The 24,317-nt window shown below is 71.4% G+C and carries 24 protein-coding genes; 6 read left to right on the top strand and 18 right to left on the bottom strand.

All coding sequences use genetic code 11. From position 1 onward, the window contains the following. Positions 1 to 184, bottom strand: a 184-nt coding sequence (locus tag E1288_RS41935) for a thiolase family protein (RefSeq protein ID WP_456320519.1), incomplete at its 3' end; no start/stop codon positions are given. A gap of 227 nt (positions 185 to 411) precedes the next feature. Beyond that, positions 412 to 1,419, bottom strand: a complete 1,008-nt coding sequence (locus E1288_RS41930; protein ID WP_132494257.1) for a hypothetical protein — start codon at positions 1,417 to 1,419, stop codon at positions 412 to 414. A 133-nt stretch (positions 1,420 to 1,552) separates the two neighbouring features. On the opposite strand from E1288_RS41930, the gene mce reads away from it, so the two are divergent. Further along, positions 1,553 to 1,999, top strand: coding sequence for a methylmalonyl-CoA epimerase (gene mce / locus E1288_RS41925; RefSeq protein ID WP_132494255.1), 447 nt, complete (start codon positions 1,553 to 1,555; stop codon positions 1,997 to 1,999). A 63-nt stretch (positions 2,000 to 2,062) separates the two neighbouring features. On the opposite strand, the gene E1288_RS41920 is transcribed toward mce, so the two are convergent. From E1288_RS41920 to E1288_RS41910, 3 genes are all read right to left on the bottom strand, one after another. Next, positions 2,063 to 4,459, bottom strand: coding sequence for a penicillin acylase family protein (locus E1288_RS41920; RefSeq protein ID WP_235884187.1), 2,397 nt, complete (start codon positions 4,457 to 4,459; stop codon positions 2,063 to 2,065). A 112-nt stretch (positions 4,460 to 4,571) separates the two neighbouring features. Next, entirely contained in the window at positions 4,572 to 5,231 is a 660-nt protein-coding gene (locus tag E1288_RS41915; protein WP_235884186.1) for a TetR/AcrR family transcriptional regulator, read from the bottom strand. A 188-nt stretch (positions 5,232 to 5,419) separates the two neighbouring features. Further along, positions 5,420 to 5,818, bottom strand: a complete 399-nt coding sequence (locus E1288_RS41910) for an SPW repeat protein (protein ID WP_132494253.1) — start codon at positions 5,816 to 5,818, stop codon at positions 5,420 to 5,422. 205 nt (positions 5,819 to 6,023) lie between these two features. Between E1288_RS41910 and E1288_RS41905 the strand changes: the two genes are divergently transcribed. From E1288_RS41905 to E1288_RS41895, 3 genes are all read left to right on the top strand, one after another. Next, a complete protein-coding gene (locus E1288_RS41905; protein ID WP_132494251.1) occupies positions 6,024 to 7,736 on the top strand; it encodes a M protein in 1,713 nt (570 codons plus the stop codon). Positions 7,737 to 7,981: 245 nt separating this feature from the next. After that, positions 7,982 to 8,797: a MerR family transcriptional regulator gene (locus E1288_RS41900; protein WP_132494249.1), complete on the top strand. Its 816-nt coding sequence runs from the start codon at positions 7,982 to 7,984 to the stop codon at positions 8,795 to 8,797. Between the two features lie 112 nt (positions 8,798 to 8,909). Continuing rightward, positions 8,910 to 9,095, top strand: coding sequence for a hypothetical protein (locus E1288_RS41895; RefSeq protein ID WP_132494247.1), 186 nt, complete (start codon positions 8,910 to 8,912; stop codon positions 9,093 to 9,095). 41 nt (positions 9,096 to 9,136) lie between these two features. Here the strand turns inward: E1288_RS41895 and E1288_RS41890 are convergent, their stop codons facing one another. Together E1288_RS41890 and E1288_RS41885 are read right to left on the bottom strand one after the other, a co-directional pair. After that, positions 9,137 to 9,952 (bottom strand): alpha/beta fold hydrolase, encoded by an 816-nt coding sequence (locus E1288_RS41890; RefSeq protein WP_132494245.1) that lies wholly within the window; start codon positions 9,950 to 9,952, stop codon positions 9,137 to 9,139. 177 nt (positions 9,953 to 10,129) lie between these two features. After that, complete coding sequence (locus tag E1288_RS41885) at positions 10,130 to 11,080, bottom strand: extracellular catalytic domain type 1 short-chain-length polyhydroxyalkanoate depolymerase (RefSeq protein WP_132494243.1); 951 nt, start codon at positions 11,078 to 11,080, stop codon at positions 10,130 to 10,132. A gap of 183 nt (positions 11,081 to 11,263) precedes the next feature. Between E1288_RS41885 and E1288_RS41880 the strand changes: the two genes are divergently transcribed. Continuing rightward, entirely contained in the window at positions 11,264 to 12,508 is a 1,245-nt protein-coding gene (locus E1288_RS41880; protein ID WP_165968553.1) for a tannase/feruloyl esterase family alpha/beta hydrolase, read from the top strand. Between the two features lie 280 nt (positions 12,509 to 12,788). On the opposite strand, the gene E1288_RS41875 is transcribed toward E1288_RS41880, so the two are convergent. The 3 genes from E1288_RS41875 to E1288_RS41865 are packed head-to-tail and all read right to left on the bottom strand — an operon-like array spanning position 12,789 to position 16,700. Next, positions 12,789 to 14,570: a helix-turn-helix domain-containing protein gene (locus E1288_RS41875; RefSeq protein ID WP_132494241.1), complete on the bottom strand. Its 1,782-nt coding sequence runs from the start codon at positions 14,568 to 14,570 to the stop codon at positions 12,789 to 12,791. A gap of 4 nt (positions 14,571 to 14,574) precedes the next feature. Then, positions 14,575 to 15,909 (bottom strand): MFS transporter, encoded by a 1,335-nt coding sequence (locus tag E1288_RS41870; protein WP_132494239.1) that lies wholly within the window; start codon positions 15,907 to 15,909, stop codon positions 14,575 to 14,577. Positions 15,910 to 15,938: 29 nt separating this feature from the next. Further along, positions 15,939 to 16,700, bottom strand: coding sequence for a 3-hydroxybutyrate dehydrogenase (locus E1288_RS41865; protein WP_132494237.1), 762 nt, complete (start codon positions 16,698 to 16,700; stop codon positions 15,939 to 15,941). Positions 16,701 to 16,963: 263 nt separating this feature from the next. Here E1288_RS41865 and E1288_RS41860 point away from each other — a divergent pair, with 263 nt between their 5' ends. Further along, the gene (locus E1288_RS41860) at positions 16,964 to 17,482 is read left to right on the top strand and encodes a GNAT family N-acetyltransferase (protein WP_132494235.1); all 519 of its coding nucleotides are present in this window, start codon (positions 16,964 to 16,966) and stop codon (positions 17,480 to 17,482) included. A gap of 46 nt (positions 17,483 to 17,528) precedes the next feature. Here E1288_RS41860 and E1288_RS41855 read toward each other — a convergent pair whose 3' ends face one another. From E1288_RS41855 to E1288_RS41820, 8 genes are all read right to left on the bottom strand, one after another. Next, positions 17,529 to 18,278, bottom strand: a complete 750-nt coding sequence (locus E1288_RS41855) for an alpha/beta hydrolase (RefSeq protein WP_132494233.1) — start codon at positions 18,276 to 18,278, stop codon at positions 17,529 to 17,531. 45 nt (positions 18,279 to 18,323) lie between these two features. Next, positions 18,324 to 18,638 carry a hypothetical protein gene (locus E1288_RS41850; protein WP_207954859.1) on the bottom strand — a complete coding sequence of 105 codons (315 nt, stop codon included), beginning with the start codon at positions 18,636 to 18,638 and terminating at the stop codon, positions 18,324 to 18,326. 22 nt (positions 18,639 to 18,660) lie between these two features. After that, positions 18,661 to 19,647 (bottom strand): DUF3558 domain-containing protein, encoded by a 987-nt coding sequence (locus E1288_RS41845; RefSeq protein WP_132494231.1) that lies wholly within the window; start codon positions 19,645 to 19,647, stop codon positions 18,661 to 18,663. 182 nt (positions 19,648 to 19,829) lie between these two features. Continuing rightward, positions 19,830 to 20,507, bottom strand: coding sequence for a dihydroxyacetone kinase phosphoryl donor subunit DhaM (gene dhaM, locus E1288_RS41840; RefSeq protein WP_207954858.1), 678 nt, complete (start codon positions 20,505 to 20,507; stop codon positions 19,830 to 19,832). After that, positions 20,504 to 21,142 (bottom strand): dihydroxyacetone kinase subunit DhaL, encoded by a 639-nt coding sequence (gene dhaL / locus E1288_RS41835; protein WP_132494229.1) that lies wholly within the window; start codon positions 21,140 to 21,142, stop codon positions 20,504 to 20,506. Before dhaL ends, dhaM begins: the two co-directional genes overlap by 4 nt. Before the next feature lie 14 nt (positions 21,143 to 21,156). Beyond that, positions 21,157 to 22,152 carry a dihydroxyacetone kinase subunit DhaK gene (dhaK, locus tag E1288_RS41830; RefSeq protein WP_132494227.1) on the bottom strand — a complete coding sequence of 332 codons (996 nt, stop codon included), beginning with the start codon at positions 22,150 to 22,152 and terminating at the stop codon, positions 21,157 to 21,159. 170 nt (positions 22,153 to 22,322) lie between these two features. Continuing rightward, positions 22,323 to 23,837 (bottom strand): aldehyde dehydrogenase family protein, encoded by a 1,515-nt coding sequence (locus E1288_RS41825; protein ID WP_132494225.1) that lies wholly within the window; start codon positions 23,835 to 23,837, stop codon positions 22,323 to 22,325. 72 nt (positions 23,838 to 23,909) lie between these two features. Continuing rightward, positions 23,910 to 24,317 (bottom strand): DUF3558 family protein (locus E1288_RS41820; RefSeq protein WP_165968551.1); only part of this gene is annotated, 408 nt, incomplete at its 5' end.

Genomic DNA, 24,317 nt, shown 5'->3' with positions numbered 1-24,317 from the left:
CCGCACCCGCGGTCAGCACCTGACCCATGATCGTGTACTCGACCTGATCCGGCCGCACCCCGGCCCGCTCCAACGCAGCCCGGATCGCGAACCCACCCAACTGCGCACCCGAGAAATCCTTCAGCGACCCCAGCAACCGCCCCATCGGAGTACGCGCCCCCGCCACGATCACAGAACCGCTCACCACTGCCTCCCGGTGCGTCTTCGTCGACTGCCACGTCATCGATGCGTCGCAGCACCATGATGGCCCCGCGGGCGCTCCCGGACCATACCCGCGATGACACCCGGTGCCACCTGTGACGACTGCCATAACCAGGCGCTACGGATGACAGGAAGGTTCCCTTCCTCTCAAGCCCTGTCGCGCCCGGTCGCGCGTGGACGGCCGGGCGTGACAGGAAGGTTCCCCTGCTCTCAGCAGTTGCCGGTGCCGGTGGTGGTGTCGCAGAGGCTGGTTTCGGCGGCCCAGGACAGCTTCGTGCGGGCGTTGACGCCGAGTTCCCGGGAGGCTGACACGTCGGTGTCCGCGCCGGAGTCCGCCTTCAGCCAGTACCGCACCTCGTAGTCCTTGCCGCCCTCCGCGTAGGTGAAGACGTAGAACGGTGCCGGGACCGGGGCCGGCCCGAAGTCGGGGGCGGTCCAGGCCTTTTCGCCCTCCGCCTCGCTCGGGTCGACGTACAGGCAGTCGTACTTGGTGCCCTCGAAGGTGCAGTCGCGCGGCTGTGCCCCGCCGTACCGGGTGACGCTGTCGTCCTTGGTGACGCCGTCGGATTCCAGCCGCTGGTAGATCGTTTCGCAGGCGCCTGCGTCGCAGGCGTGCCAGTCCTTCCACGCGGCGGCTCGGGCGCGTGCGGTGGACGATCCGCCGTTGACCGCGTCGCAGAACTTGCCGACCATGTACGGCACCATCTTCTGCGCGGCGCCGACCGAGTCGATGGCGGTCGCGGCGGTCTCCCCGGCGCCGAGCCCGGCCGAGTCGAGCTGCCAGATGCCGACGCCCGGGTTGAAGAACAGGCCCTTGGCTCGTTGTTCGGGGTCGGCGAGCGAGGTCTGGTCGTCGTAGCGGGACAGGGTCATCGGCGACGGCGCCTTGCCGGATCCCGCCACCTCGGGCCACGTCGTGGACAGCGCCAGGTTGGTCGCGGCTTCGGCGCTGATCGTGCAGTCGGCCGCTCCGGCCGCCTCCTCGGCTGCGGCGCTCACCGCTGCGTACGGCTCGGTGCCGAACACCAGCGGCCCGGGCGCGACCCAGGCCCGGTCCCGGCGCAGTTGGTCCGCGCGCGGATTGTCGCCGCCTCCGCCGCTGGTCACACCGTCGCCGCCGGCGGCCAGTGCGGCGGGTACGCCTAATCCGATGGTGACGCCGAGCACCGCCGTCAGGATCGCGAGCCCGCGAACCGGGCCACGTTGCTTCTTCGCCATCCTCGCCCCTCTCAGGTGAATCAGCCACATGCTCGTGCGTAGCAAGGTCACCCGACTCCGCTCGTTGGGGCAATTCGATCTTCCGGATTTGCCGGTATTCCCGGAAAATGTGGTCGCGAGTTACGCTGCGGGCATGCGAGCGGACTTAACCGGCCTGGTCACGGCCGTCGATCACGTGGGCATCGCGGTGGCCGATCTGGACGCGGCCATCGCCTTCCAGCGGGACACCTTCGGGCTAGAGGTCGCGCACTCCGAGGTGAACGAGGAACAGGGCGTGCGCGAGGCGATGATGCGGGCGCCCGGCGACACCACGGGCGCGACGCAGATTCAGCTCATCGCGCCGCTGCGCGACGATTCGGCGATCGCGAAGTTCCTGGACCGCAACGGCCCCGGCCTGCAGCAACTCGCCTATCGGGTGACGGACATCGACGCGGCCATGGCGGCGATCCGCGCCAAGGGATTGCGGCTGCTCTACGAAGAACCGCGCCACGGCACGGCGAACAGCCGCATCAACTTCGTGCACCCCAAGGACGCCGGCGGCGTCCTCGTCGAACTCGTCGAACCGGCTGAAGTCCACTGAGGACGTCGTCAGAGTCGTGAGTGTTTTGTGCTGCTATGGCAGCACAAAACACTCACGACCCGATCACGCCGGGAGCAGCAGCATCCGGCGTTCGGTGATCTCCTCGACCGCCTCACGGCTGTAGGCGAGCGGGAAGTACTCGCCGGTGCGCCAGGATTCGGCCAGATCCCGGTAGTGCGGGTCGTCCGGGTTCCCGGATTGGCCCGGCGTGTTGACCGCGATCGAGGAGTCCCAGTCGCCCACGTCGAGGACCATCCGGAACGACGGGCCGTTGGTCTGCCGGAAGTCGTTCGTCCGGTACGACGACTGGTTCACGGTGTCCGGGGAGCCGCCGCGCGGCAGCGGGCCGACGTCGAACCGGGCGCGCTCGCCGGCGTCGAACGCCTTCGACGCCGGGTGCTGGAAGAAGCTGTGGTGCAGCTTGCCCCACCGCCAGCTGCCCTCGCCGCGTCCGAGCAGCTCCTGCACCTCGGCGTAAGCGGTGCGCAGCGTGTCCAGCAGCAGCCGGTCGCGGGCCGCCTCGTCCGGCAGCCACCTGCCGGGTTTCTCCAGCTCGCCGAGCAGGACCAGCGTGTCGGCGTCCTCGATCACGTCGGCGGCCTTCGGCACGGCGGCGCGCACGAACCCGGGTCCGAGGTGCTTCGACAGCCACACCTCGAACAGCGCCGCGGCGTTCGAGTCGGCCGCCTCCACCGCGTCCCATTCCCGCAGCAGCCGCAGCGCGCGGCGGAGATCGGATTCGCCGCTGTCCAGTTTGGACAGCAGGGCGATCAACCGCCGGGCCGGGATGGACAGCTGATCGTTCTGCAGCGCCGCCGAATCCGACACGGTGTGCTTGCGCTCCCGCGACAGCACCTCGACGATCCGCTGGTGCCGGAACGGGTTGGTCCACTCGAACCCGAGGCCCTTGTTCTGGTGTTCCGGCGGCAGGTTGAACTGGTTCGCGGTGGCGATGAACCCGGCCGCCGGGTTGAGCTCGCGCGGCAGGTCGTCGCCGGAGTAGAAGCCGTTCCACTCGTAGCGGCCGTCGCCGGGCACCGGTAGCAGGCCGTCGTAGCCGACCCGCTTGGGTGCGAGGCCGCCGGGCACCCAGCCGATGTTGCCGTCGACGTCGGCGTAGACCTGGTTCTCCGTCGGCGCGCCCCAGTTGCGCATCGACGTGGTGAACTCGCGGAAGTTCCGGGCCCGCATGTAGGAGATGCTGCCGAAGTACGGCGACATGCCTGGTTCCAGCCAGGCCGTCCGCACCGCGTACGCGAGGTTCCGCTGCTCGTCCACGCGGATCACCGGGCCGTGCCTGGTGAACGCGAGCTCGACGGTCCGGTCGGCCTCGCCGAACACGGCGACCGTCTCGCGCCGGACCGACATCGACTCCCAGCCGTCCCGGTAGCGGTAGCGCGTGCGGTCGGCCGGATCGAGCTGGTAGACGTACAGGTCTTCCTGGTCGATCGGGAAGATGGTGAGCCCGAACGCGATGGTGCCGTTGTGCCCGATGGAGATTCCCGGCAGCGCGGGCTCGCCGGCGCCGATCACGTCCAGGCCGGGCGCCGACAGGTGCGCGATGTAGCGCAGCGACGGCGCCGAGTAGGCGCGGTGCGGGTCGTTGGCCAGGATGGGGCGCCCGGTGGCGGTCCGCTGCCCGCCGACCACCCAGTTGTTGCTGCCTTCGGTGGTCGCGTCGCGGATCGTCCTGGCGCGGATCGAGCCGTCCTTGAATTCGACCTCCTGGGTGGCGAGCTCGAAGACCGCCAGCACGTCCGCCGGCATCGCGCACGGGTCGAAGCCTTCTGGCACGGTCGTCCGCCGGTCGGGCTGCAGGCCCTGCCGGACCAGGTCCGCGTCCACCCCGGCGGCGCAGGCCACCTTGGCGCGCTTGACCTCGCTGTTCAGGTTTCGGGTCAGGCCGTGGCTGCGGATGCGCACCACGTCCGCCGGTTCCCAGCGGGCGGGCCGGTAGCCGAGGATGCCGAACTCGGCCGGCAGCTGCTCCGGGTGCTGGTCCAGCCAGTCCAGGTAGGCGTTGATGCCGGCGGTGAACTGCGTCGCGATCCGCTGCGCGTCCGGGGCGTAGCGCGACCATTCCACGTCCATGTCGCCGCGGTAGAGGAACAGCCTGGTGGCGCGGTCCTGGTCGACGTAGTCCGGGCCGAGCACCTCGGCGAGCCGCCCGAGGCCGCGGCGGCGCCACAGGTCGATCTGGAACAGCCGCTCGCGGGCGGCGTTGAAGCCCTGGGCGAGGAAGACGTCGTCTTCGCTGCTCGCGTACAGGTGCGGGACGCCGTAGCGGTCCTCGATCAGCTCGACCGGCGCCCGCAGGCCCTTCACCTGGAAGTTCTTCACCCGGGCCGGGTCACCGGGGGTCGCGCTCGCCGCGGCCGCCATCACACCTGCTCCGGCGATTCCCGCCGCAGTCGCGACGAAACCCTGTCGCCGGGAAAACCGCACGCGCCCAACGTCCACCACAACCTCCCGCGTCGACCACCTGCAGGAAGTTGTAGTCCGGGCAACATCTTTTCACAAGAGTGAAGCGACTTCATGAAGGTGCGCCCTCGCCAGGACGGCCAGGCCCCGGTCAGGCCGGCTTGACCTTCCGCGGTTTCCCGACGCCGAGCTCCAAGGCCTTGGCGATGAAGCTGATCTCGCGGTCCAGCTCGTCGTCGTGCGCGCCGTGCCGGGCCACCGAGTGGCGGTGGTTGACCACCCGGGCCAGCAGCACGGCGGCGGTGTCGATGTCGCAGCTCACCGGGCCCGGCGGCAGCGCCAGCTCGATCACCCGGCGGATCAGCTCCACCACCGTCCCGAACCGCCGCTGCAGCGCCTGCCGCACCGCGACGTGCGTGTCCGCCTCCCGCCACAGCAGGTGGCTGAGCAGCGGCGACGACTCCAGCCGCGCGTCGAGTTCGCCGATCAGCCGGCGCAGGCTGCCCGCGACATCGCCCCGGACGGCGACCCGGTCGGACTCCACCAGATCCTCGGGCAGCCGCTCGACCAGCGCCGTCAGCAGGTCCTGCTTGCGCCGGAAGTAGTAGTGGATGAGTCCTTTGGGGACCTCGGCCCGCTCGGCGATCCGGGAGGTGGGCGTGGCGTTGAAGCCGTGCTCGGCGAACAGCTCGCCGGCCGCGTTCAGGATGCGCTCCCGCGCGGATCCGCCCTGATCACCCGGCGCCGCGACGGCATCGTCCGATGTGGACGTCCGCCTGCGGGCGCCGCGATCGCCCGGTGCCTCCGCCATGAACCCGACCTCCGACCTCCGGCCGGCTCGTTCCACGGGGCCGGTCAAAAAGAACGCGCGGCCCGGACGTTACCGCCGGACCGCGCGACAGCGAACTCGCGAGTGGTGGTGGTCGCTCGAATGGCCGCCACCGCTCGCGACGATTGGCGTGTTTCACAGGTGACGGCAGCCACCCGTGGCACGGCCCTTCAGTGCTGGCCCGCGATTCCGCGGTGCGCGGCGTTGGCTTCGGGCAGCGCGGCGGCACCAGCGATGACGGCCAGCACGCCGACGATCCACGAGGTCCACGAGGCGCCCATGAACCCGGTGTAGCCGAGGACCCACGGCGAGATGAACAGCAGCACACCCAACAGCATGTGGCTGTATTCGCTGGTCATCGAGCCCGGCATGGCCAACGACCACACGCTCGCGATCACCAGCAGCGCGCCCAGCACGATCATCGCGGACATCGCCGCCCCGTTCGTCGCCGTCCACATCGTCCCGAGGATCAGGTAGACGCCCAGCACCACTGCGACCCAGTCCTGCCAGCGAACCCACGGCTTCACAGTCGAACCGCTCGACCTATCGGCCACGTCGATCACCTCCACTGATGCCCGACTTGCACCTCCATGTTCACTCTTGGTTGGCCAGCCGGTCAAGAGTCCGGATCGCGGTGTTCCGTCCGCTTCGCCACACCATCCGGCACGTCGCCGCGAAGCCTCGCCGGGGGCCTCGTCCACCGGGCGAGGAAAATCCGGCTGATACGCGCCACACCTCCCACAACAACGTCGTCTTCCAGGTAGCTTGGTTGCCATGGGCCTTGCCGACGACCGCGATTTGCTGCCACTGGGATCGGGATTCGACCTCGCTCGCAAGAACGGCTACGACCGCGCCCAGGTCGATGAGCACCTCGAGCGACTCGACGCCGACATCCGCATCCTCTCCGCGGATCGCGACGCCGCGGTCTCCCAGGCGGGAGACCTGTCCAAGCAGCTGGAGTCGGCCCGCTCCGAGATCGAGAGCCTGCGCGGCCAGGTCGACCGGCTGGCCAAGCCGCCGACCACGCTGGAAGGTCTCAGCGAGCGCCTGCAGCGGATGCTGCGCCTCGCCCAGGACGAGGCGAACGACATCCGGGGCCGCGCCGAGAAGGACGCCGGCCTGATCCGCACGCGCTCCGAGACCGAGGCGACCAACCTGCGCAACCGCTACGAGCGGCTGCTCTCCGAGGTCGACAGCCGGCGCAGCGAGATGGAAACCGAACACCGCTCGCTGATGGACAAGGCCAAGGTCGAGGCGGAGCGGATCACCCGCGAGGCCGAGGAGAACCGCAAGCGCGCCGACCAGGAGTCCGAGGCCCGCCGGATCCAGGTCGAAGAGGACTTCGAGATCGCGATGGCTGCGCGCCGCAGCGAATCCATGCGCACCCTCGCCGAGCAGGAGGCCACCAGCAAGGCGGAAGCCGAGCGCCGCGTCCGGGAAGCGACCGAGGAGGCCAACCGCCGGCTGCGCGAAGGCACCACCGAAGCGCACCGCCGGGTCCGCGAGGCCACCGACCAGTCGAACCGGATGGTCGGCGACGCCACCGCGAAGGCCGAACAGCTCACCCGCGAATCCACCGACGCAGCGCAGAAGCGCGAGAAGGACAGCATCGAGACCGCCGAGCGCCGCGAGCGCGAAAGCGTCGAAGCCGCGCAGAAGCGTGAGCGGGAGAGCATCGAAGCAGCGCAGAAGCGCGAGCGGGAGAGCATCGAAGCCGCCGACAAGCGGAAGCGCGAGAGCACCGAGGCCGCGGAGAAGCGGATCCGGGAGAGCAAGGCGGAAGCCGAGCGACTGGTCCGCGAGGCCACGGAGAAGTCCCAGCGGATGGTCCGCGAGTGCACCGAGGAGGCCACCCGCCTCATCGACGAAGCGACCCGCGAGAGCAAGCGCCTGGTCACGGCGGCCCGCGAAGACTCCCAGCGCCGCCTCGGCGCGACGACCGAAGAGGTCCAGCGCCGCCTCACCAAGGCGGACGAGCAGGTCCACTCGCTGACCGAACTGCGCGAGTCCGTGGCCAAGAAGCTCCGCGACGCCGCCGAAATGCTCGGCCAGACCACGCCGCTCCTGGAACGCCTCGCCCAGGAGGACTCCGAAGAGGACAAGCTCCGCGAAGCGGCGGCGGAAGCCCGCGAACAAGCCCGCAAGGACGCCGAAGACGCCCTCGCCCGCGACTCCCGCGACGAGGAGCCCGCCCGCCAGGCGAAGCCGGCTCAGGACGCGACGAAGGCGAAGCCGAGCGGAGCGAAGCCCGAGGCGCAGCCTGCGAAGCAGGCGAAGCCGAAGGGCCAGGACGGCAAGCCGTCGGGCGGCGGCGGAGCCGCCGACGACGGGCCGACGGAGCAGATCCACCGGGACACGGCGCGCGGTCATAGCCCGCACGACGAGCCGACGCGGCGCATCCAGCTGCCGGTGCCGGAAGGCAAGGGCCAGCAGCAACGCTCCCACAGCGCCACCCGGATCGACGCCACGAACCAGCAGCGCCGCTAACAACAGCCCGTCTCACCTGCTCGGACAGCTCGCACGGCGCCGGCTGAATCACGCTGCGCGTCCCCTGTGGAACGACGCGTCTCGCGACACCAGACGCTGAACGTCGGCACGGCCACGCATGCGGTGCCACGCCGAGCCGAATCAGTCCACTTAGGACTCGGTCATCGCTCCACCGCTGGTCGGCTCGCCACCCCGCGGCGGACACTTGCACCTGACACGGTGTCAGGTCCTAAACCAGGGGTGTCATGTTCAGCATTGGAGACTTCGCCAGGCACGGCCGGGTGTCGGTCCGGATGTTGCGCCACTACGACGCGCTCGGGCTGCTCCGGCCCGCGCACGTCAATCCGTCGACCGGTCATCGCGGCTACACCGCCGACCAGTTGGCCCGGCTGAACCGGATCATCGCGCTGAAGGAACTGGGTTTCAGCCTGCAGCAGGTGCAGCGGATCCTCGACGAGGAGTTCACCGCCGAGCAGCTGCGCGGCATGCTGCGGCTGCGGCAGGCCGAACTCGAAACCCGGATCGCGGCCGACACGGCCCGGTTGGCGCACGTGCAGGCACGGCTCCGAACGATCGAAATCGAGGGAACCATGCCCACCGATGAAGTGACGATCAAGTCCATCCCGGCGCTGCGGCTGGCCGTGCGCTCCGGTACCGCCAGGAACATGGATCCGCAGTCGATCGGCCCCGTGATCCGCGGCCTCTACGACGAGCTCGGCGCCGCGCTGGGTCGCGCCGGCGTGACGCCGGTCGGCCCGGCCATCGCGTACTACGAGTCCGGAGCGGACGACGACACCATGGCCGTGCACGCCGGCCTGCCGGTGAACGTCGAGCCGGACCCCGCCTACGGCTTCGAGGTGGTGGATCTGCCCGCGGTGGAGAAGGCGGCGACGATCGTGCACCGGGGCTCGATGGACGACTGCCTTCCCGCGTACCAGGCGCTGGCGCGCTGGATCGAGAACAGCGGCCACCGCACGCTGGGCACGAACCGGGAGGTGACGCTGGCGTGCCCGGCGGACCCGGCCGGGATGGTGACGGAGATCCAGGAATCCATCGCCTGACGTCCTGACTGGTCAGCACGGGTGCGCGTCATCGAGAAGGCCGACGTCTGTCTCTACGAGCAAGGACAGCTGTGGGCATCTCGCGGCCTGCACCAACGGAAAGGACCAGGTCATGTCGGACCAGGAGTTCCCAACCGGTGATGACGGCAGGGCGCGCGCCAAACGGCAGTCCGGTAGCTACTTCATGCTGCCCAGCGAAACGGCCGAGCAGTTCAAGCGGTCCGAGGCGGACATGGAGAAAACGCGGGATCGCGCCGTAGAGCGGGACGCCCACCCGCAGGGCAAAGGCGACCGCTAGGAGGCAGAGGCGCGAGGCTCGGCAACCGAGCCTCGCGCCGCCTAGGCGATCCGGGCGATCCAGGAACGGACGGCGTCGGCGAAGGCGTCCGGCGCCTCGACCGACGACAGGTGCCCGACGCCCGGCAACGTCACGAGCTCGCCACCGTGCAGCGCGTCCGCCAGCTCGCGAGCGTTCTCCGGTGGCGTCAGCGCGTCTTCCTCGCCGACGACCACCAGCGCCGGACCGTCGTAGGACCGCAGCGTGGCTGTGCTGTCGGGACGTCCCGCCATCGCGCGCTGCGCCCACGCGACACCGTCCGCGGGCTGCGCATCGATCATCTCGCGGACACTGGAGACGACCTCGGGGCGTTGCTCGTGCGTAGTGCGCCCCAACAGGTTCGGCAGGCTGCTCTCCGCGAGCCAACCCTTGGTGCCCTCGTGCTCTGCGCGATCCGCAACCTTTAGGCGGTTGGCGCGCTGCTCGTCGTTGTCGGCGACGGCCTTGGTGTCGACGAGCAGCAGGCCCGCGACGCGCTGCGGCGCAGCGCGCAGCAGCGCCATCGCGACGTAGCCGCCCATCGAGCAACCGCCCAGGACGACCCGCGGCAGCTCCAACTGATCCAGCAAGGCCAGGATGTCGGCGGCGGCGCGAGCGATGCTCGGCTGCTCTGCCGCGCGCCGGTTCGCGCCCGGCTCGGCCAGGCCCCGCGCCGACGAGCCGTCCAACGCGCTCTCGCCGAGGCCCCGCTGATCAGGGGTGATCACCCGCAACTGGTCGTCCAGGCGGCCCCGCACCGGATCCCACATCCGCGCATCCACCGGGAAGGCGTGCAGCAGCACCAGCGGCGTCCCGGCTCCCGATTCGATGAAGTGCACGGGCCCATCCTGCCGGAACGACCCACCCGACGCGCCCCAACGAATCGCCACCGGCCGCCCTGCTGTGCGACTTGCAGCTTGGGAACCTTCCTGTCATCCCCACCCGCGACCCGGCGTGAGCTTGGGAACCTTCCTGTCACCCCGCCACCGCCGGGCGCGAGCATGGGAACCTTCCTGTCATCCGAGCGCCCAGGCGTTGCTGAGGTGTGCTGCGGCGCAGATGTTGACGTCCAGCAGGTAGGCACCTGCCTGGCCGCACTGGCCCGCTTCGGTGCCCGGGTCGATCGGCTGGCCGTGGCCCATGCCGGTGATCTCGAACGTCTCCACCAGGGTTCTGCCGCCCGCGTCGTTGTAGACCGCGTGCGGGTAGCCCGCGACGGTGTCGGTTGCCGACGGCGTGCCCGGGATGCCGTGCACATCGGTCCACTGCTCGACCTGTTCGCGCTGGTTCGCCGGCGCCACCGTGTAGTCGGCGGTGCCGTGCCAGATGCTCAGCATCGGCCGCGGCCCTTGGTGCGGGCTCGCGGCTCGCACCTTGTCACCCCACTGCGCCGCCGTCAGATCCCGGCCGGGGTTCATGCACGTGAACGCATCGACGGCGCTCGTCGCGCAGCCGAACGGCAGGCCCGCCACGACGCCGCCACCGGCGAACATCTCCGGGTAGGTGGCGAGCAGCACCGAGGTCATCGCGCCGCCCGCGGACAGGCCCGTGACGTAGACCCGGGCCGGGTCCGCGCCGGTGTCGTCGATCGCGCGCCGCACCATCTGCGCGACCGATTCCGCCTCGCCCTGGCCGCGCGTTGCGTCGCCGGGCTGGAACCAGTTGAAGCAGCGGCTGCTGTTGTTGGCCGCTTCCTGCTGCGGCAGCACTAGCGTGAACCCCGAGCGCTCGGCGAGTTCGACCCACCCTGCGCCGTTGCCGTACCCGGCCGCATCCTGCGTGCAGCCGTGCATCGCGACTACGACCGGGCGGCCCGCGGGCAGCCCGTCGGGGACGTACTCGAACATGCGGAGCGCGCCGGGATTCGTGCCGAACCCGGTCACCTCCCGGATTTCCGCCGCCGACGCGGCGGGGGCGACGGCGAGCAGGGCCAGCAGCACGGCCGCGACCAGCGAGAAGACACGCACTCAGACCACCTCCTTGTGGTTTGCACCACTCAAGGTAGGGGTGCGGGTGCAGCCGCCTCCACAGTGGACGCCACTACACCACGAGCGCTTTTTGTGTGTCGCCACCACATGTTCGGGTTCGGCGCCCCGCCATAGCGTCACGGGGCGAACCAGAGGAGGTCTGCCGTGCCCAGCCGAATCGCCCTGCTGTCCGCCGGTCTGCTCGCCGGCACGCTGCTCCTTCCGGCCGAGCCGGCGGCCGCGCAGTCGGCGGACTGCCGTCCCTCGGCGCGGGTTCCCGGTGCCGCGCACCAGGAGTCGGCCTGCCTGGACGACCTGACCACCACCGGCACGCTCGGCTCCGGGCACACGGTGCAGGCCGACTGGGCCGGCCTGACCGCCCAGGACCTGCCCGCGCCGGGACCGGTTCCGGGCATCCAGATCGACGGCTACTTCCCGGACACCTCCGCGACGAACACCAACCACGGCTGGAACCACGACTCCCAGTTCGTGCTGCGCCTGCCGCAGCGGTGGAACGGTGGCCTGGTGATCAGCGGAACTCCCGGCAACCGCAGGCAGTACGCCAACGACCGCGCCATCGCCGACCACGTCCTGGCCGCCGGTTACGCCTTCGCCGCGACCGACAAGGGCAACACCGGCGCCGAGTTCTTCACCGACGGGCAACGGCCGGGTGACGCCGTCGCCGAGTGGAACCACCGCGTCACGCAGCTGGCCGCCGCGGCGAAGGTCACCGCCTGGCGGCACTACGGCCGGCCGCCGTCGCGGACGCTCGCGGCCGGGCTGTCCAACGGCGGCTACCTGGTGCGCTGGCAGCTGGAGAACCGGCCTTGGCTCTACGACGGCGGAGTCGACTGGGAGGGGACACTGTGGACGCAGCGGGACAACCTGCTGACCTTCCTGCCGACGGCGCTTCGCGCCTACCCCGCCGGCGATGAACAGGCGATCCTGTCCGCGGGTTTCGCACCGGGGTCGCAGTTCCTGTGGGACTACCACCACCGCGTCTACTGGGACCTGACGCAGCGGATCTACCGCGAGGAGTTCGATCCCGGCTACGACGGCGACCGGGTGGCCGGGATCCCGTTCTGCGCCAGCGGGACCGAGGGCTGCGACGCGGACTACGACTACGCCCGGCGCCCCGCCGACGTACATCGCGCGGTCGAGCGGATCGCGCTCACCGGCCGGATCGGCAAGCCGCTGATCACCCTGCACGGCACCCTCGACACGCTGCTGCCGATCAGCCGCGATTCCGACGTCTACGCGCGGATGGTGGCCGAGTCCGGGCGGGCCGGCCTGCACCGCTACCACCGCATCGAGGGCGGCAACCACACCGACGGCCTGGTGGACCAGTTCCCGGGCCGCCTGCGCCCGCTGGCGCCGCACTTCCGCGACGCCTTCGGCGAGCTGGAGGGCTGGCTCGGCGGCAGCTGACCCCGCCCGGTCAGGCCCGGGACCGGGCGAAGCTCTGCGCCGGCTGCCGCCAGCAGGGTGACGCCCGGCAGCGTCCCACCCACCAGCATGATCCACGCCACATCGGGCCGGTTCCGGCAGCTCGCGGGCACCGGCGTGATCAGCTCGCGATGATGGGCAGCTCGTAGCGGCTGACCCAGGTGACGGGGCCGTCGTCCGCCCGCTGACCCGGGGCTCCACCTACCGAGACGTCACCGCGGTGCGTGAACCCGCGCTTCTCGGTCCAGCACTGGCGGCTCCGCTAGGACTGCAGGTTGTGCAGGCGCAGCGCGAGCTGGATCTCCAGGGCCCGGTCCGGGGTCTGCCAGTCGGAGCCGAGCAGGGAGCCGACGCGGTCCAGCCGCTGCACGACCGTGTTGACGTGCACGTGCAGCGCGTCCTTGGCCCGCGTGAGGTTCGTCCCGGCGGCGAAGTACGCGTGCAGCGTGGCGACAAGTTCGGTGCCGCGCCGGGCGTCGTAATCGAGGACCGGTCCGATCGTCCGCCGGACGAAACCGTTCAGGTCCGTGTGCTCGCCCAGCAGCACGCCGAGGAACCCGAGGCCGTCCATGGCCGCGCCCTCGCCGATGCGGCCGAGCGCGAGCAGGGCTCGCAGGCAGCGAGCCGCTTCGGCGTGCGCCGCGGCGATCTCCTGCGGGCCGCGCGCCGGGCCCGCCGCGCCGACCGTGACCGGGTTGTCCACGATGGATCGCAGGTCGGCGGCGATGCGGGACGCCGACTGCCCCGGATCGCCGGCGGGCACCAGGAGGACGACCTCCTCGGCGTGGATGCCGGCGAGCGCGGCGCACCGCCCGGCCGCCACCGCCAGCCGCGTTCGGGGCACCTTGTCGGCGTGCGCGATGAGCACGGCGTGCGGCTCGACGAGGTCCAGCCCGAGCCGTTCGGCGCGGGCCAGCAGCGCGCCGGGGTTGCGGTCGGGCGCGGTCAGCAGGTCGGTGAGCAGTTCGCCGCGCACCTCGTCCTCAGCCTTCGCCACGGACCGGCGCAACATCAGCAGCAGCGCGGTGACCACCGCCGCGCGCTCGAACAGCCGCCGGTCGGCGTCGACCAGATCCGCCCGCCCGGCCAGCACGATGCTGCCGAGCAGCTCCGGCCCGGCCTGCACCGCGCACACCCATCCGTCCGATGTGGACACCGCGCGGCCCGCGGCCCGGGATGTCGCGACGGCTTCCGCCGGCGGTTCGGGCGGTGTGCCGCCGACGCCGGTCAGCTCGGTGCCGTCCGCGTCGAACATCCCGATCGCGCCGCGCAGCACATCGGCCACCGACGCCGCCACCTCCGGCAGGTCGCCGCCGCGCAGCACCAGATCCATCAGCCGGTCGTGGGCCTCCTCGGCGCGGTGCAGGGCCTCGCTGTGCGCGCTGATCTCCTCCAGCAGGGCCGCGTTGTCCAGCGCGATCGCGGCGTGGTCGGCCAGCGACGACAGCAGCGCGACCTCGTCCGGGCTGAACTCGCGGCGCGTCCGGTCCGAGGCGTAGAGCACGCCGATGACCTGGTCGCCGAGCGCCAGCGGCACGCCCAGGATCGCGGTCAGCCCCTCATCGCGGACCGCCGAGTCGATCGGCGAGGTGTGCCGGAACCGCTCGTCGGCGAAGTAGTCGTGCGTCGCATACGGCTGCGCGGTCTGCGCGACCAGCCCGCCCAGCCCCTCCCCCATGCCGAGCGTGAGCTTCTGGAACAGCCGCGACACCGAGCCGTCGGTGACGCGCATGTAGGTGCGCCCGGCGGCCTCGTCGTTGAGGCTCAGGTAGGAGACGTCCACGCCGAGCAGCGTGCGGCCACGGCGCACGATCGACCGCAGCACCGCGTCGGTGTCCCGCAGTCTGGCCAGATCGCTGGCGGTGTCGAACAGCGCGCCGAGCTCGGCCTCGCGTCGGCGGTGCGCGCCAAGCGTGCCGTGGATCCGCAGCGCCACCGCCGTGGCCTTGCCCAGCTGCGGGTTCTCGACCGCGACGCGCGCCAGCTGCTCGCTGCTCGCGCCGCTGCCGAGCAGTTCGAGCAGCCGGACCACGTCGTCGTTCACCGGCTCATCTTGTCACCGCGACCTGCTCCTCCGGAGCCTCGTCGTGCAACGAGCTGCCCGCGGTCTCCTTCGCCAGCGCGACCGCGACCAGCGTGATCGCGCACATCGCGAGGACGTAGCCGGACACCGCGATCGTGCTGCCGAAGCCCTGCAGCAGCGCCACCGCGATGATCGGCGCCACCGCACCGGCGGCGATCGAGGACAGCTGCCCGCCGACGGAAAGCCCGGTGTAGCGGACCCTGGTCGGGAACTGCTCGGCGAAGAACGCCGCCTGCGGCCCGTACATCGCACCGTGCAACAGCAGTCCCACCGTCGTCGCGGCCGTGATCACCACTGCCGACCTGCTGTCCAGCAGCGCGAAGAACGCGAAACCCCACGCCGCCATCGCGACCGTCCCGAACAGGTAGACGGGCTTGCGGCCCAGCCGGTCGGACAACGCGCCCCACAGCGGGATCGTCACGAAGTGCACCGCCGAGCCGATCAGCACCGCGTTCAGCCCGACGGACTTCGGCAGCCCCAGCGGCCCGGTGACGTAGACCAGGATGAACGCGGTGAGCACGTAGTAGGACACGTTCTCGGCCATCCGCGAGCCGATGGTCACCAGCACCTGCCGCCAGTGCGTCCGGAACACCGCCACCACCGGGACGCTGCGGGTTTCCTCCCGCTGCTCGGCCTTGGCCTGCGCGTCGAGGAAGACCGGCGATTCGGTGACCGCGAGCCGGATCCACAGGCCGATCACCACCAGCACGCCGGAGAGCAGGAACGGGATCCGCCAGCCCCACGCCATGAACGCCTCGTCGGACTGCGTCGCGGCGAGCACCGCCAGCACCGCGGTGGCCAGCAGGTTCCCGCCGGGCGCGCCGCACTGCGGCCAAGACGCCCACAGCCCGCGGCGGCGATCGTCGCCGTGCTCGGACACGATCAGCACCGCGCCGCCCCACTCGCCGCCCAGCGCGAAGCCCTGCACCAGCCGCAGCAGCGTCAGCAGCAGCGGCGCGGCCACGCCGACCGCCGCGTAGGTGGGCAGCAGGCCCATCGCGCAGGTCGACCCGCCCATCAGCAGCAGGCTCAGCACCAGCAGCTTCTTGCGGCCGACGCGGTCGCCGAAGTGCCCGAACACCAGCCCGCCGAGCGGCCTGGCGAGGAACCCGATGGCGTAGGTGGTGAACGCCAGCAGCGTGCCGGTCAGCGGATCGGCATCGGGGAAGAACAGGTGGTTGAACACCAGGGCGGCCGCGGAGCCGTAGAGGAAGAAGTCGTACCACTCGATCGTCGTGCCGATGAGGCTGGCGCCGACGACCCGCGCGATCGAGCCGCGCCCGGATGGGTTGCTGGCCAAGGCGAACACTCCTTTGTGTGTGGGCCGGTTCAGGCGGCGGTCCAGCCGCCGTCCATCGGCAGCGAAGCGCCGGTGACGTGCTCCGCGTGGTCCCCGCAGAGCCAGCGCACGAGTCCGGCGACCCGGCGCGGGTCGATCAGCCGCTTGAGCGCGGCGCGCTGCAACAAGACCCGCTCGACGACCTCGGACTCGCCGAGCCCGTGCGCCGCGGCCTGCCCGGCGATCTGGTCGCGGACCAACGGCGTGTCGACGTACCCGGGATTCACGCAGTTGCTCGTCACGCCGTGCTCGGCGCCCTCCAGCGCGACCACTTTGGACAGCCCTTCGAGCGCGTGCTTCGCGGCCACGTAACCGGCCTTGAACGGGCTGGCGCGCAGGCCGTGCACGCTCGAGACGTGCACGATGCGTCCCCAGCCCCGGGCGTACATGTGCGGCAGCACCTTGCGGGTCAGCAGGAACGGCGCGGTCACCATCACCTGCTGCATGCGGACGAACGTCTCCGGCGGGAACTCGGGCAGCGCGGCGACGTGCTGGAAACCCGCGTTGTTGACCAGGACGTCGACCTCGGCGGGAAGCCCGTCGACGGCCGCCGCATCGGCGAGGTCGACGGCGTGCGCCCAGCCGCCGACGTCGGCGGCGACCCGTTCGGCGGCGGCGCGGTCGAGATCGACGACGTGCACCTTCGCCCCGGACTCGGCCAGAGCCTGCGCGCACGCCTGCCCGATGCCGCTGCCGGCGCCGGTCACCAGCGCCACGCGCCCGCCCAGCGGGACGTGCCGGATGTCACTCATGCCCCAGGACGTTAAGCCGCAGACCCGCCGACGCCTATGTGGCCGGTCGCCACAACATCGCCGAACTCCATGGCCCTGTTCTCCATGTCCAATGCCGGGCGGGCATCAGCTCACCGCGAGGCCGCCGTCGACGGCCAGGACGACGCCGGCCGCGTGAGCAGCCAAGGTCAAGCCGCGCGAGCATGGGAACCTTCCTGTCACCCGCCGCCGCGACCAGCGAAAATCGGATGATCAGGAGCAGGCCGAGGGGCTAGCGTGGGCGGGTGCCCGAACCGGATGAGATCCACACCCGCCGCTTGGTCCTCCGCCGCATCCAGCCTGCCGATGCCGATGCGTTCATCGCGATCTCCGCCGCCGCTGAGACCCACCCGTTCGACGCTCACACCCGACGATCCCGGGAACAGCTCCTCGAGCTGCTCGACAAGATCTACGGGAGCTGGGTTTCCGACGGAATCAGCTACTGGGCGATCCGGCTGCCTGGTTCCGAGGAAGTGATCGGTTTCGGCGGCCTGCGGCACTGGGTGGAGGAAGGCGAGCCGGTGCTGAACCTCTACTACCGTCTCTGGCCGAGCGCGTGGGGCAACGGCTACGCGACGGAAATGGCCGAGACCGCCGTGCAGTGGGCGCGGCGACACCGCCCGGACCGGCCGGTCGTGATCGTGACGGATGCGGAGAACACGCCGTCGGTGCGGGTCGCCGAGAAGCTCGGGTTCAAGTTGCACCTGGCGCGCCACCGCGACGGCCTGCCCGAGCTGGTGTTCCGGCTACCGGCCACGGGCTGACGCGAGCACGGGAACCTTCCTGTCACCCGCCGCCGGAAACCCCAGGTCAGGAGTCGACGATGGTGACCTTGCGGGTCTCCGACGGGCCGTCCCAGGTGTGTGGCAGCGGCGTCGGCACGTCCGGCGCCACGACCCGCACGATCGCGTCCAGCGCGGCCTCCGCCTTCCCGACCCAGAGGTGCTTGGTGTCCGGGAAGCCGATCACCTCGGCCTGCGGGATCGCCGCGAACCGTCGCCGCGCTTCGTCCGGGCGCAGGTAGTCGTCGAACTCCGGGATCAGCGCGTGCACCGGCTTGCCCGACCCGGCCCAGGCCACCAGGTGTTCCTCGGTGCTCCAGCGCAGCGGCGGGGAGATCAGCACCGCGCCCTCGACGAGCGGGTCCAGGCCGTGCACCAGCGTCAGGTCGGTGCCGAACGACCAGCCGACCAGCCACACGTTCGGCAGGTCGTGGAACTCGGCGTACTCCAGCGCCGCGGCCACGTCGAACCGCTCGCTGTTGCCGCCGTCGAAGCTGCCCTCGCTGCGGCCCGCCTCGCTGACCGTGCCGCGCGTGTTGAACCGCAGCACCGCGAGGTCGGCGAGCGCAGGCAACCGGAACGCGGCCTTGCGGTAGATGTGCGAGTCCATCATGCCGCCGTGGGTGGGCAGCGGGTGCAGGCAGATCAGCGTCGCGCGCGGCGGCCGGGACTCCGGCAGCGCCAGCTCACCGATCAGCTTCAGGCCGTCGGCCGTGTGCAGGGTGATCTCTTCGCGACGGGCCGGCAGCATCGTGTTGGCGCGGATCTCGGTGCTCATCACCTCGATCCTGCCACGAACGAGTGGCCGACACGCTGTGACGTGCTACGACCAGCGCCGCGTGGGCCCGCGCCGGCCGCGCGCGCCCCAGCAGCCGTTGTGCCAGTGGCGCCGGTCGGCGACGCCGCCCTGCTCCGCCTCCGGCCAGGCCACCACGTGCGCGATGCCAGGCCTGATCTCGTGGTCGCAGCCCGGACACCGGTAGGCCTTGGTGGCCTGCGCGGCGGGCACGGTGCGCACCATCCAGTCGCCGTCGGGCCCGTGCTCGACCCGGGACATGCCGAACGCAGTACCCATCGCGCGGTGGCTGGTGTCCTGGGACAGGCCCTTCGGGCGTTGCGGTTTGTTGCGTCGAGGCACGCCTGCAACGGTAACGGCCCGGCTACGGGCCGGACGCCGGCAGGTGCGGCCAGGCCTGCTGGGCGAGGCCGCGGGCGTACTCGCACGCGTCGATCCCGGTCATCTCCGGCACGGCCACGACCAGCATCGCCACCTCGACCTGACCGGTGGCCGGATCACCGAACGGGATGTGCCCGGTTTCCGCGGAGCACAGCGGAACCTGCGGGTCGCCGCCGACGACGCTGACCACGGTGCGCCGGTCGGCGATCTGCTCCTCGACGGCCGCGCCGTGCAGCACCTTCGGCGGATCACCGGCGGTGTGCAGGAACTGGACGCGCGGCGCATCGGCGGCCTGCGCACCCCACATGCACTGGTGCCCGGCCGGGCTCGGCTGAGGTTCCGCCGCTTCCAAGCCGGGAATCTGCTGCACGGCAGCGGAATCCAGCAGCTCGCACGGATCCTGCAGCGCCAGCGAGTTCGCCTCGAACGACCGGTGCCCCACCCGGTGCTGTTCGAGCGCGGCGACTGCCGCGTCGGCCCCGGCCTTGGCCACCGCGCACAACCCGGCGGCCGGATCGCCGGTCAGCAGATCGGCGCTGACCTGCATGGCGATGTCATCGGCGAACAGGATCTGCCGGGTGCAGTGCCCGGGCAGCGGCGCGTCCTGCACGATCCGCAGCGGACCGCGCTGGACGACCGGCCGGTCCTGCTCGATCGGGCCGGCGTCGACCAGTTCTCCCAACGCGAGCTGCGCCAGCGAGCCGTCGCTGAGCTTCAACTGCAGCAGGCAGTAGTCCAGCGACACCGTTCCCGCGTTCTCCGCCTGACCGAAACTTTGCAGCGCGGCCGGATCGGCCAACGTGCACGGGTCCACTGTGCGCAGATCACCGAGCACCGCTGCGGCGGTGCCGGCATCGCTCGGCCGGCCGCCGGACTGACCCGTCGGCGCGGCCTCCGGCGTGCACCCCGCCACCAGTAGCAGCAGAAGGAGCAACAGCGGCGTGCCTCGGTGACGGAGACGCAGCGACATCAACTCAGCCTAACGCGGTGAGCAGCCGCACCGGCCGATGACAGCACGGGAACTTTCCTGTCATCCGCCCGGGAACCGGAACCGCCGCTGCCGGGCCGCGAGCATGGGAACCTTCCTGTCACCCGAGGCACGAAAAAGGGAACCTCCCCGCCGTTGGTGGCAGGAAGGTTCCCATGCACCGGCTACTCGTCGAAGTTGCGCTTGGCCAGGTCGAGGATGCGCTCCACCGCTTGGCGCGCGTCCGGGCCGTTGGCGCGCAGGACGATCCGGTCGCCCTTGCGCGCGCCCAGGCCCATGACGCCCAGCACGCTGGCACCGTCGGCTTCCTTGTCGCCCAGCGAGATCGTGACGTTCGCCTGCAGCCCGTTCAGGCTGCGGGCCAGCAGCGCCGCCGGTCGCGCGTGCAGGCCGACTTCGTTGGCCAGCTCCAGCTCCTCGCGGACTTCGTCCGCCGCCGTGGGTTCGCCGGGCTCGACGAGCTCGCCGCCCGCAGCCGCCGCCTCGGCGGCGGCGGCGACGCCCCGCATGTCGCCGCCGCCCTGGGCCGCAACGGCGGCGGCGACCGCGCCCTCCACCAGCGGCGCGTCGACGACGAGCGCCGTGCTCGGGTCCCCGAGCGACTCCACGGCGAGCTCGGCGATCATCTGTGCGCTGCCGAGGTCGTAGAGCACCACCGCGCCGGCCCCGGTGTTGGCGTCCGACAGGGCCGCGGACACCTTCTCGAAGTCCGTGCCGATGTTGCCGTCCGGCAGTCCCCCGGCGGGCACGACCCGCACCTCGGGGGCCATCTGCCGGGCGAGTTCGGCGACTCCCTCGGCGAGCCGGGTGCTGTGCGAGACGATGACCAGTCCGACGTTCATGATCGCGACCTCGTGGCTTCGGCGAATGCGGACAACAGCAGCGCGGTCGAGCGCGCCCCGGGATCGATGTGCCCGGCGCTGCGCTCGCCGAGGTATGACGCGCGGCCCTTGCGGGCCACCAGTGGTTCGGTCGCCTGCGCGCCCTGGTGTGCGGCATCGGCCGCGACGGACAGCACCGCCGCCGCGCCTTCGCCGGATTCCGCGGCGCTCTTGGCGGCTTCCACCGCCGGCGACAACGCATCGACCATCGTCTTGTCGCCGACGGCCGCGCGGCCGCGGCCGATGACGCCTTCCATCCCGGCCTGCAGCGCCTTGGCGACCGCCGCGCCGTCGAGCTCCTCGGCGTCGCCGACCGCCGCTGCCGCGCGCAGGAACGCGGTGCCGTACAGCGGCCCGGACGCGCCGCCGACGGTGGAGATCAGCACGGTGGCGGTCAGCTTCAGCACCGCGGCCGGCGTCTCCGGCGCCGCGGTATCCACTTTGGACACCACGGCGCGGAAGCCCCGGTCCATGTTCTCCCCGTGGTCGGCGTCGCCGATCGCCCGGTCGAGCTGGATCAGCTCGTCGCGGTGCTCGGCGACGACGGCCGCGCCCGCCTTCAGCGCGGCGATCACGTCCTGTGCGGTGCAACCCATTCCGGCGTTCTCCCTCACCAGTTCAGCGCGGCGGTGCGCACCGGCGCGTCCCAGAGCTCGGTCAGCTCGTCGTCCAGCTTCAGCAGGGTCAGGCTCATGCCCTGCATCTCCAGGCTCGTGATGTACGGGCCGACCAGTCGCCGCCGGACGCGGATGCCACGCTCGGCGAGCAGCCGCTCGGCGATGCCGTGCGCAAGGTAGAGCTCCAGCAGCGGGGTGCCGCCCATCGAGTTGGTGAACAGCAGCACGTCGTCGCCCCCGGCGAACGGCAGGTCCTCGAGGATCGGTTCCAGCAGCCGCCGGACGATGTCGTCCGCCGAGGCCAGCGGCACCCGAGCCCGGCCGGGCTCGCCGTGGATGCCGATGCCGATCTCCATCTCGTCCGCGGCGAGGTCGAAGCTCGGCTGGCCGACGTGCGGCACGGTCGGCGAGGTCACCGCCATGCCCATCGAGCGCACCTGGGACACCACCCGCTTGGCGAGCTCCTCGCACGCGTCCAGGCCCGCGCCGCGCTCGGCAGCCGCGCCGACGATCTTCTCCACCAGGACCGTGCCGCCGACCCCGCGCCTGCCCGCGGTGTGCGTGGAGTCCTTCACGGCCACGTCGTCGTCGACGATCACGCTGCGCACATCGACGCCGTCCAGGCCGGCCAGTTCGGCAGCGGTCTCGAAGTTGAGCACGTCGCCGGTGTAGTTCTTCACGACCAGCAGCACGCCCGCGCCGCCGTTGGTCTCGTCGATCGCGGCCTGCACCGCGTCCGGAGTCGGCGAGGTGAACACCGCGCCGGGCACCGCAGCCGACAGCATCCCGGGGCCGACGAAGCCGCCGTGCAGCGGCTCGTGCCCAGAACCGCCGCCGGACACCACCGCGACCTTGCCGGACACCGGCGCGTCCGTGCGCACGATCACCGCGGGATCGGTGCGGACGCGGAGCAGCTCGGGATGCGCGGCGGCCATGCCCCGCAGCGACTCGGCGACCACGTCCGCCGGATCATTGATGATCTTCTTCACCCGCTGGCCTCCTTGGCTGCCGAACCGGCGCCCGCGGCACCGGCCGACTGACGATCAACTCCGCTCCCGCACCCCCGCGAGCCCGGCCGGAGGGTGCGAGAGCAAGGGAACCTTCCTGTCACCAACCGCGCAAGCCCAGCTGAAACGCCGAATCGATCAGCCGGGTCGGGTCAGCGACCGCGCACCAGCCGGACCAGCCGCACCAGGCGCCGGACGGTGCCCTTGGCGCGGGCGAAGCTCATCGGGTTCAGCGGCATCCGGTACCGCAGCCGCGTCACCGACTGCGGCCGGGTGAACTCGCGCAGCCCGTCCGCGCCGTGGATCCGGCCGAACCCGGAGTCCCCGACGCCGCCGAACGGCAGCGACGGCACACCGGCGAAGGCGATCACGGAGTTCACCGCGACCATCCCGGTGCGCAGCTGCCGCGCCAGCTCCACGCCCCGCGCCCGCGAGAACACCGAGGCGCCCAAGCCGTAGCGGGAATCGTTGGCGCGGGCCACGCCCTCGTCGGCGTCGCGAACCCGCTGGACCACGATGGTCGGCCCGAAGGTCTCCTCGGTGATGGCGGTGGAATCCTCCGGCACGTCGGTGAGCACCACCGGCTCGACGAACGGCGGGCGCACCGAGTGCTCGCCGCCCACGACCGCCCGGCCGCCGCGGCTGAGCGCGTCGTCGATGTGCCCGCGGATGATGTCGACCTGCGACGGCATCGTGATCGGGCCGAAGTTGGCGCCGGGTTCGCCGCCCGGGCGCAGCTTCCCCGCCCGCTCGGCGACCATCTCCAGGAACCGGTCCGCGACGGCGTCCACGACGTAGACCCGCTCCACGCCGATGCAGGTCTGCCCGGCGTTGGACATCGCGCCCCACACCGCCGCGTCCGCTGCGGCGGCCAGGTCGGCATCGGCGTCGACGATCAGGGCGTCCTTGCCGCCGCACTCCACCAGCACCGGGACCAGGTTCTCCGCGCAGGACGCCATGACCCGCTTGCCGGTGGCGGTCGAACCGGTGAAGGCGACCTTGTCCACCCCGGCGGCGCACAATGCCGCGCCGGTCTCGCCGAAGCCCGTCACCAGCTGGAAGACCGGGTGCTCGGGTACGGCCTCGGCGAAGCTCTCCGCCAGCCACTGCCCGACGCCCGGGGTGAGCTCGCTGGGCTTGAACACCACGGCGTTGCCCGCGGCCAGCGCGTAGGCGATCGAGCCCATCGGCGTGAACGCCGGGTAGTTCCACGGGCCGATCACGCCGATTACGCCGAACGGCAGGTACTCGACGGTGGCGGTCTGGTTGGCCATCACGATGCCCGCCGAGACCTTTCGGCGGCGCAACACCTTCTCCGCGTTGCTGGCGGCCCAATGCAGGTGGTCGACGACCAGCATCAGTTCCAGCCTGGCGTCGTCGAGCGGCTTGCCGGTCTCCGCGCAGACGACGCCCGCGAGCTCGTCGAGGCGCTTGGCCAGCAGCTTCCGCCAGGCGTCGAGCCGCTGCCTGCGGCCGGCGAAGCCGAGTTCGGCCCACTCCGCCTGGGCCTCGCGGGCCGCGGTGACCCGCGCGCCGACCTCGGCCGCGTCGTGGATCGGGTGGCGCCCCACTATCTCCCCGGTGCGGGGGTCGATCGACTCGAACGCCGGGGACTGCTCAGTCGTGCCGCTGGGCATTTCGACGCTGCCACGGGCGGTCTGGGTCATGGCCGGCCTCCCACCTTTACGTCGGTCGTTGTCATCGTGCAGCCTACGGAATTCGGTGGCCGACCGGGACCGTCATGCGGTCGGCAGCTTCGCCCGCGCCTGTTGTGCCAGCTTCGTCGCATTCGCGCAGGGATCCATCGGGACCCGGCCCATGTTCATGATCTCGATCTGCACGATCTCGCTCTCGCCGTTGGCATTGGCGTTCTTGCGATGCTCCCACCCGACCGCGCAGGTCGGCGGGTCGGCGCTGACCTGCGCCACGATGCCCGGCACGCCGGCGAGGTCGACCGGCGGCACCGAGCCGCTCCCCAGGGCGCCGACCTCGAAGCTCACGGTCACCGCCACCGAGTTGTCCGCCATCCACTTGCAGGCGTAGAGCCCTTCGCCACCGGCCGAGTCCGCCGAGCCGGCCATCGCGGCGTCGCGGATCGCGGCCTGGTCGAGGATCTCGCACGGGTCGAACCCGCCCCTGTCTCTTAT

It is taken from the genome of Saccharopolyspora elongata (assembly GCF_004348985.1).
Lineage (GTDB): Bacteria > Actinomycetota > Actinomycetes > Mycobacteriales > Pseudonocardiaceae > Saccharopolyspora > Saccharopolyspora elongata.
The sequence above is the reverse complement of the archived record's forward strand: the minus strand, read 5'-3'. Positions and strand labels throughout refer to the sequence as shown.

Bases quoted from the DNA above. Each gene is read 5' to 3' on its own strand.
- E1288_RS41855 (WP_132494233.1), bottom strand. From the start codon at position 18,278: ATGAGCACCGAGATCCGCGCCAACACGATGCTGCCGGCCCGTCGCGAA.
- E1288_RS41905 (WP_132494251.1), top strand. From the start codon at position 6,024: ATGGGCCTTGCCGACGACCGCGATTTGCTGCCACTGGGATCGGGATTC.
- dhaL (WP_132494229.1), bottom strand. From the start codon at position 21,142: ATGGGTTGCACCGCACAGGACGTGATCGCCGCGCTGAAGGCGGGCGCG.
- dhaM (WP_207954858.1), bottom strand. From the start codon at position 20,507: ATGAACGTCGGACTGGTCATCGTCTCGCACAGCACCCGGCTCGCCGAG.
- E1288_RS41930 (WP_132494257.1), bottom strand. From the start codon at position 1,419: ATGGCGAAGAAGCAACGTGGCCCGGTTCGCGGGCTCGCGATCCTGACG.
- E1288_RS41900 (WP_132494249.1), top strand. From the start codon at position 7,982: ATGTTCAGCATTGGAGACTTCGCCAGGCACGGCCGGGTGTCGGTCCGG.
- E1288_RS41825 (WP_132494225.1), bottom strand. From the start codon at position 23,837: ATGACCCAGACCGCCCGTGGCAGCGTCGAAATGCCCAGCGGCACGACT.
- E1288_RS41845 (WP_132494231.1), bottom strand. From the start codon at position 19,647: ATGTCGCTGCGTCTCCGTCACCGAGGCACGCCGCTGTTGCTCCTTCTG.
- E1288_RS41915 (WP_235884186.1), bottom strand. From the start codon at position 5,231: ATGGCGGAGGCACCGGGCGATCGCGGCGCCCGCAGGCGGACGTCCACA.
- mce (WP_132494255.1), top strand. From the start codon at position 1,553: ATGCGAGCGGACTTAACCGGCCTGGTCACGGCCGTCGATCACGTGGGC.
- E1288_RS41895 (WP_132494247.1), top strand. From the start codon at position 8,910: ATGTCGGACCAGGAGTTCCCAACCGGTGATGACGGCAGGGCGCGCGCC.
- E1288_RS41865 (WP_132494237.1), bottom strand. From the start codon at position 16,700: ATGAGTGACATCCGGCACGTCCCGCTGGGCGGGCGCGTGGCGCTGGTG.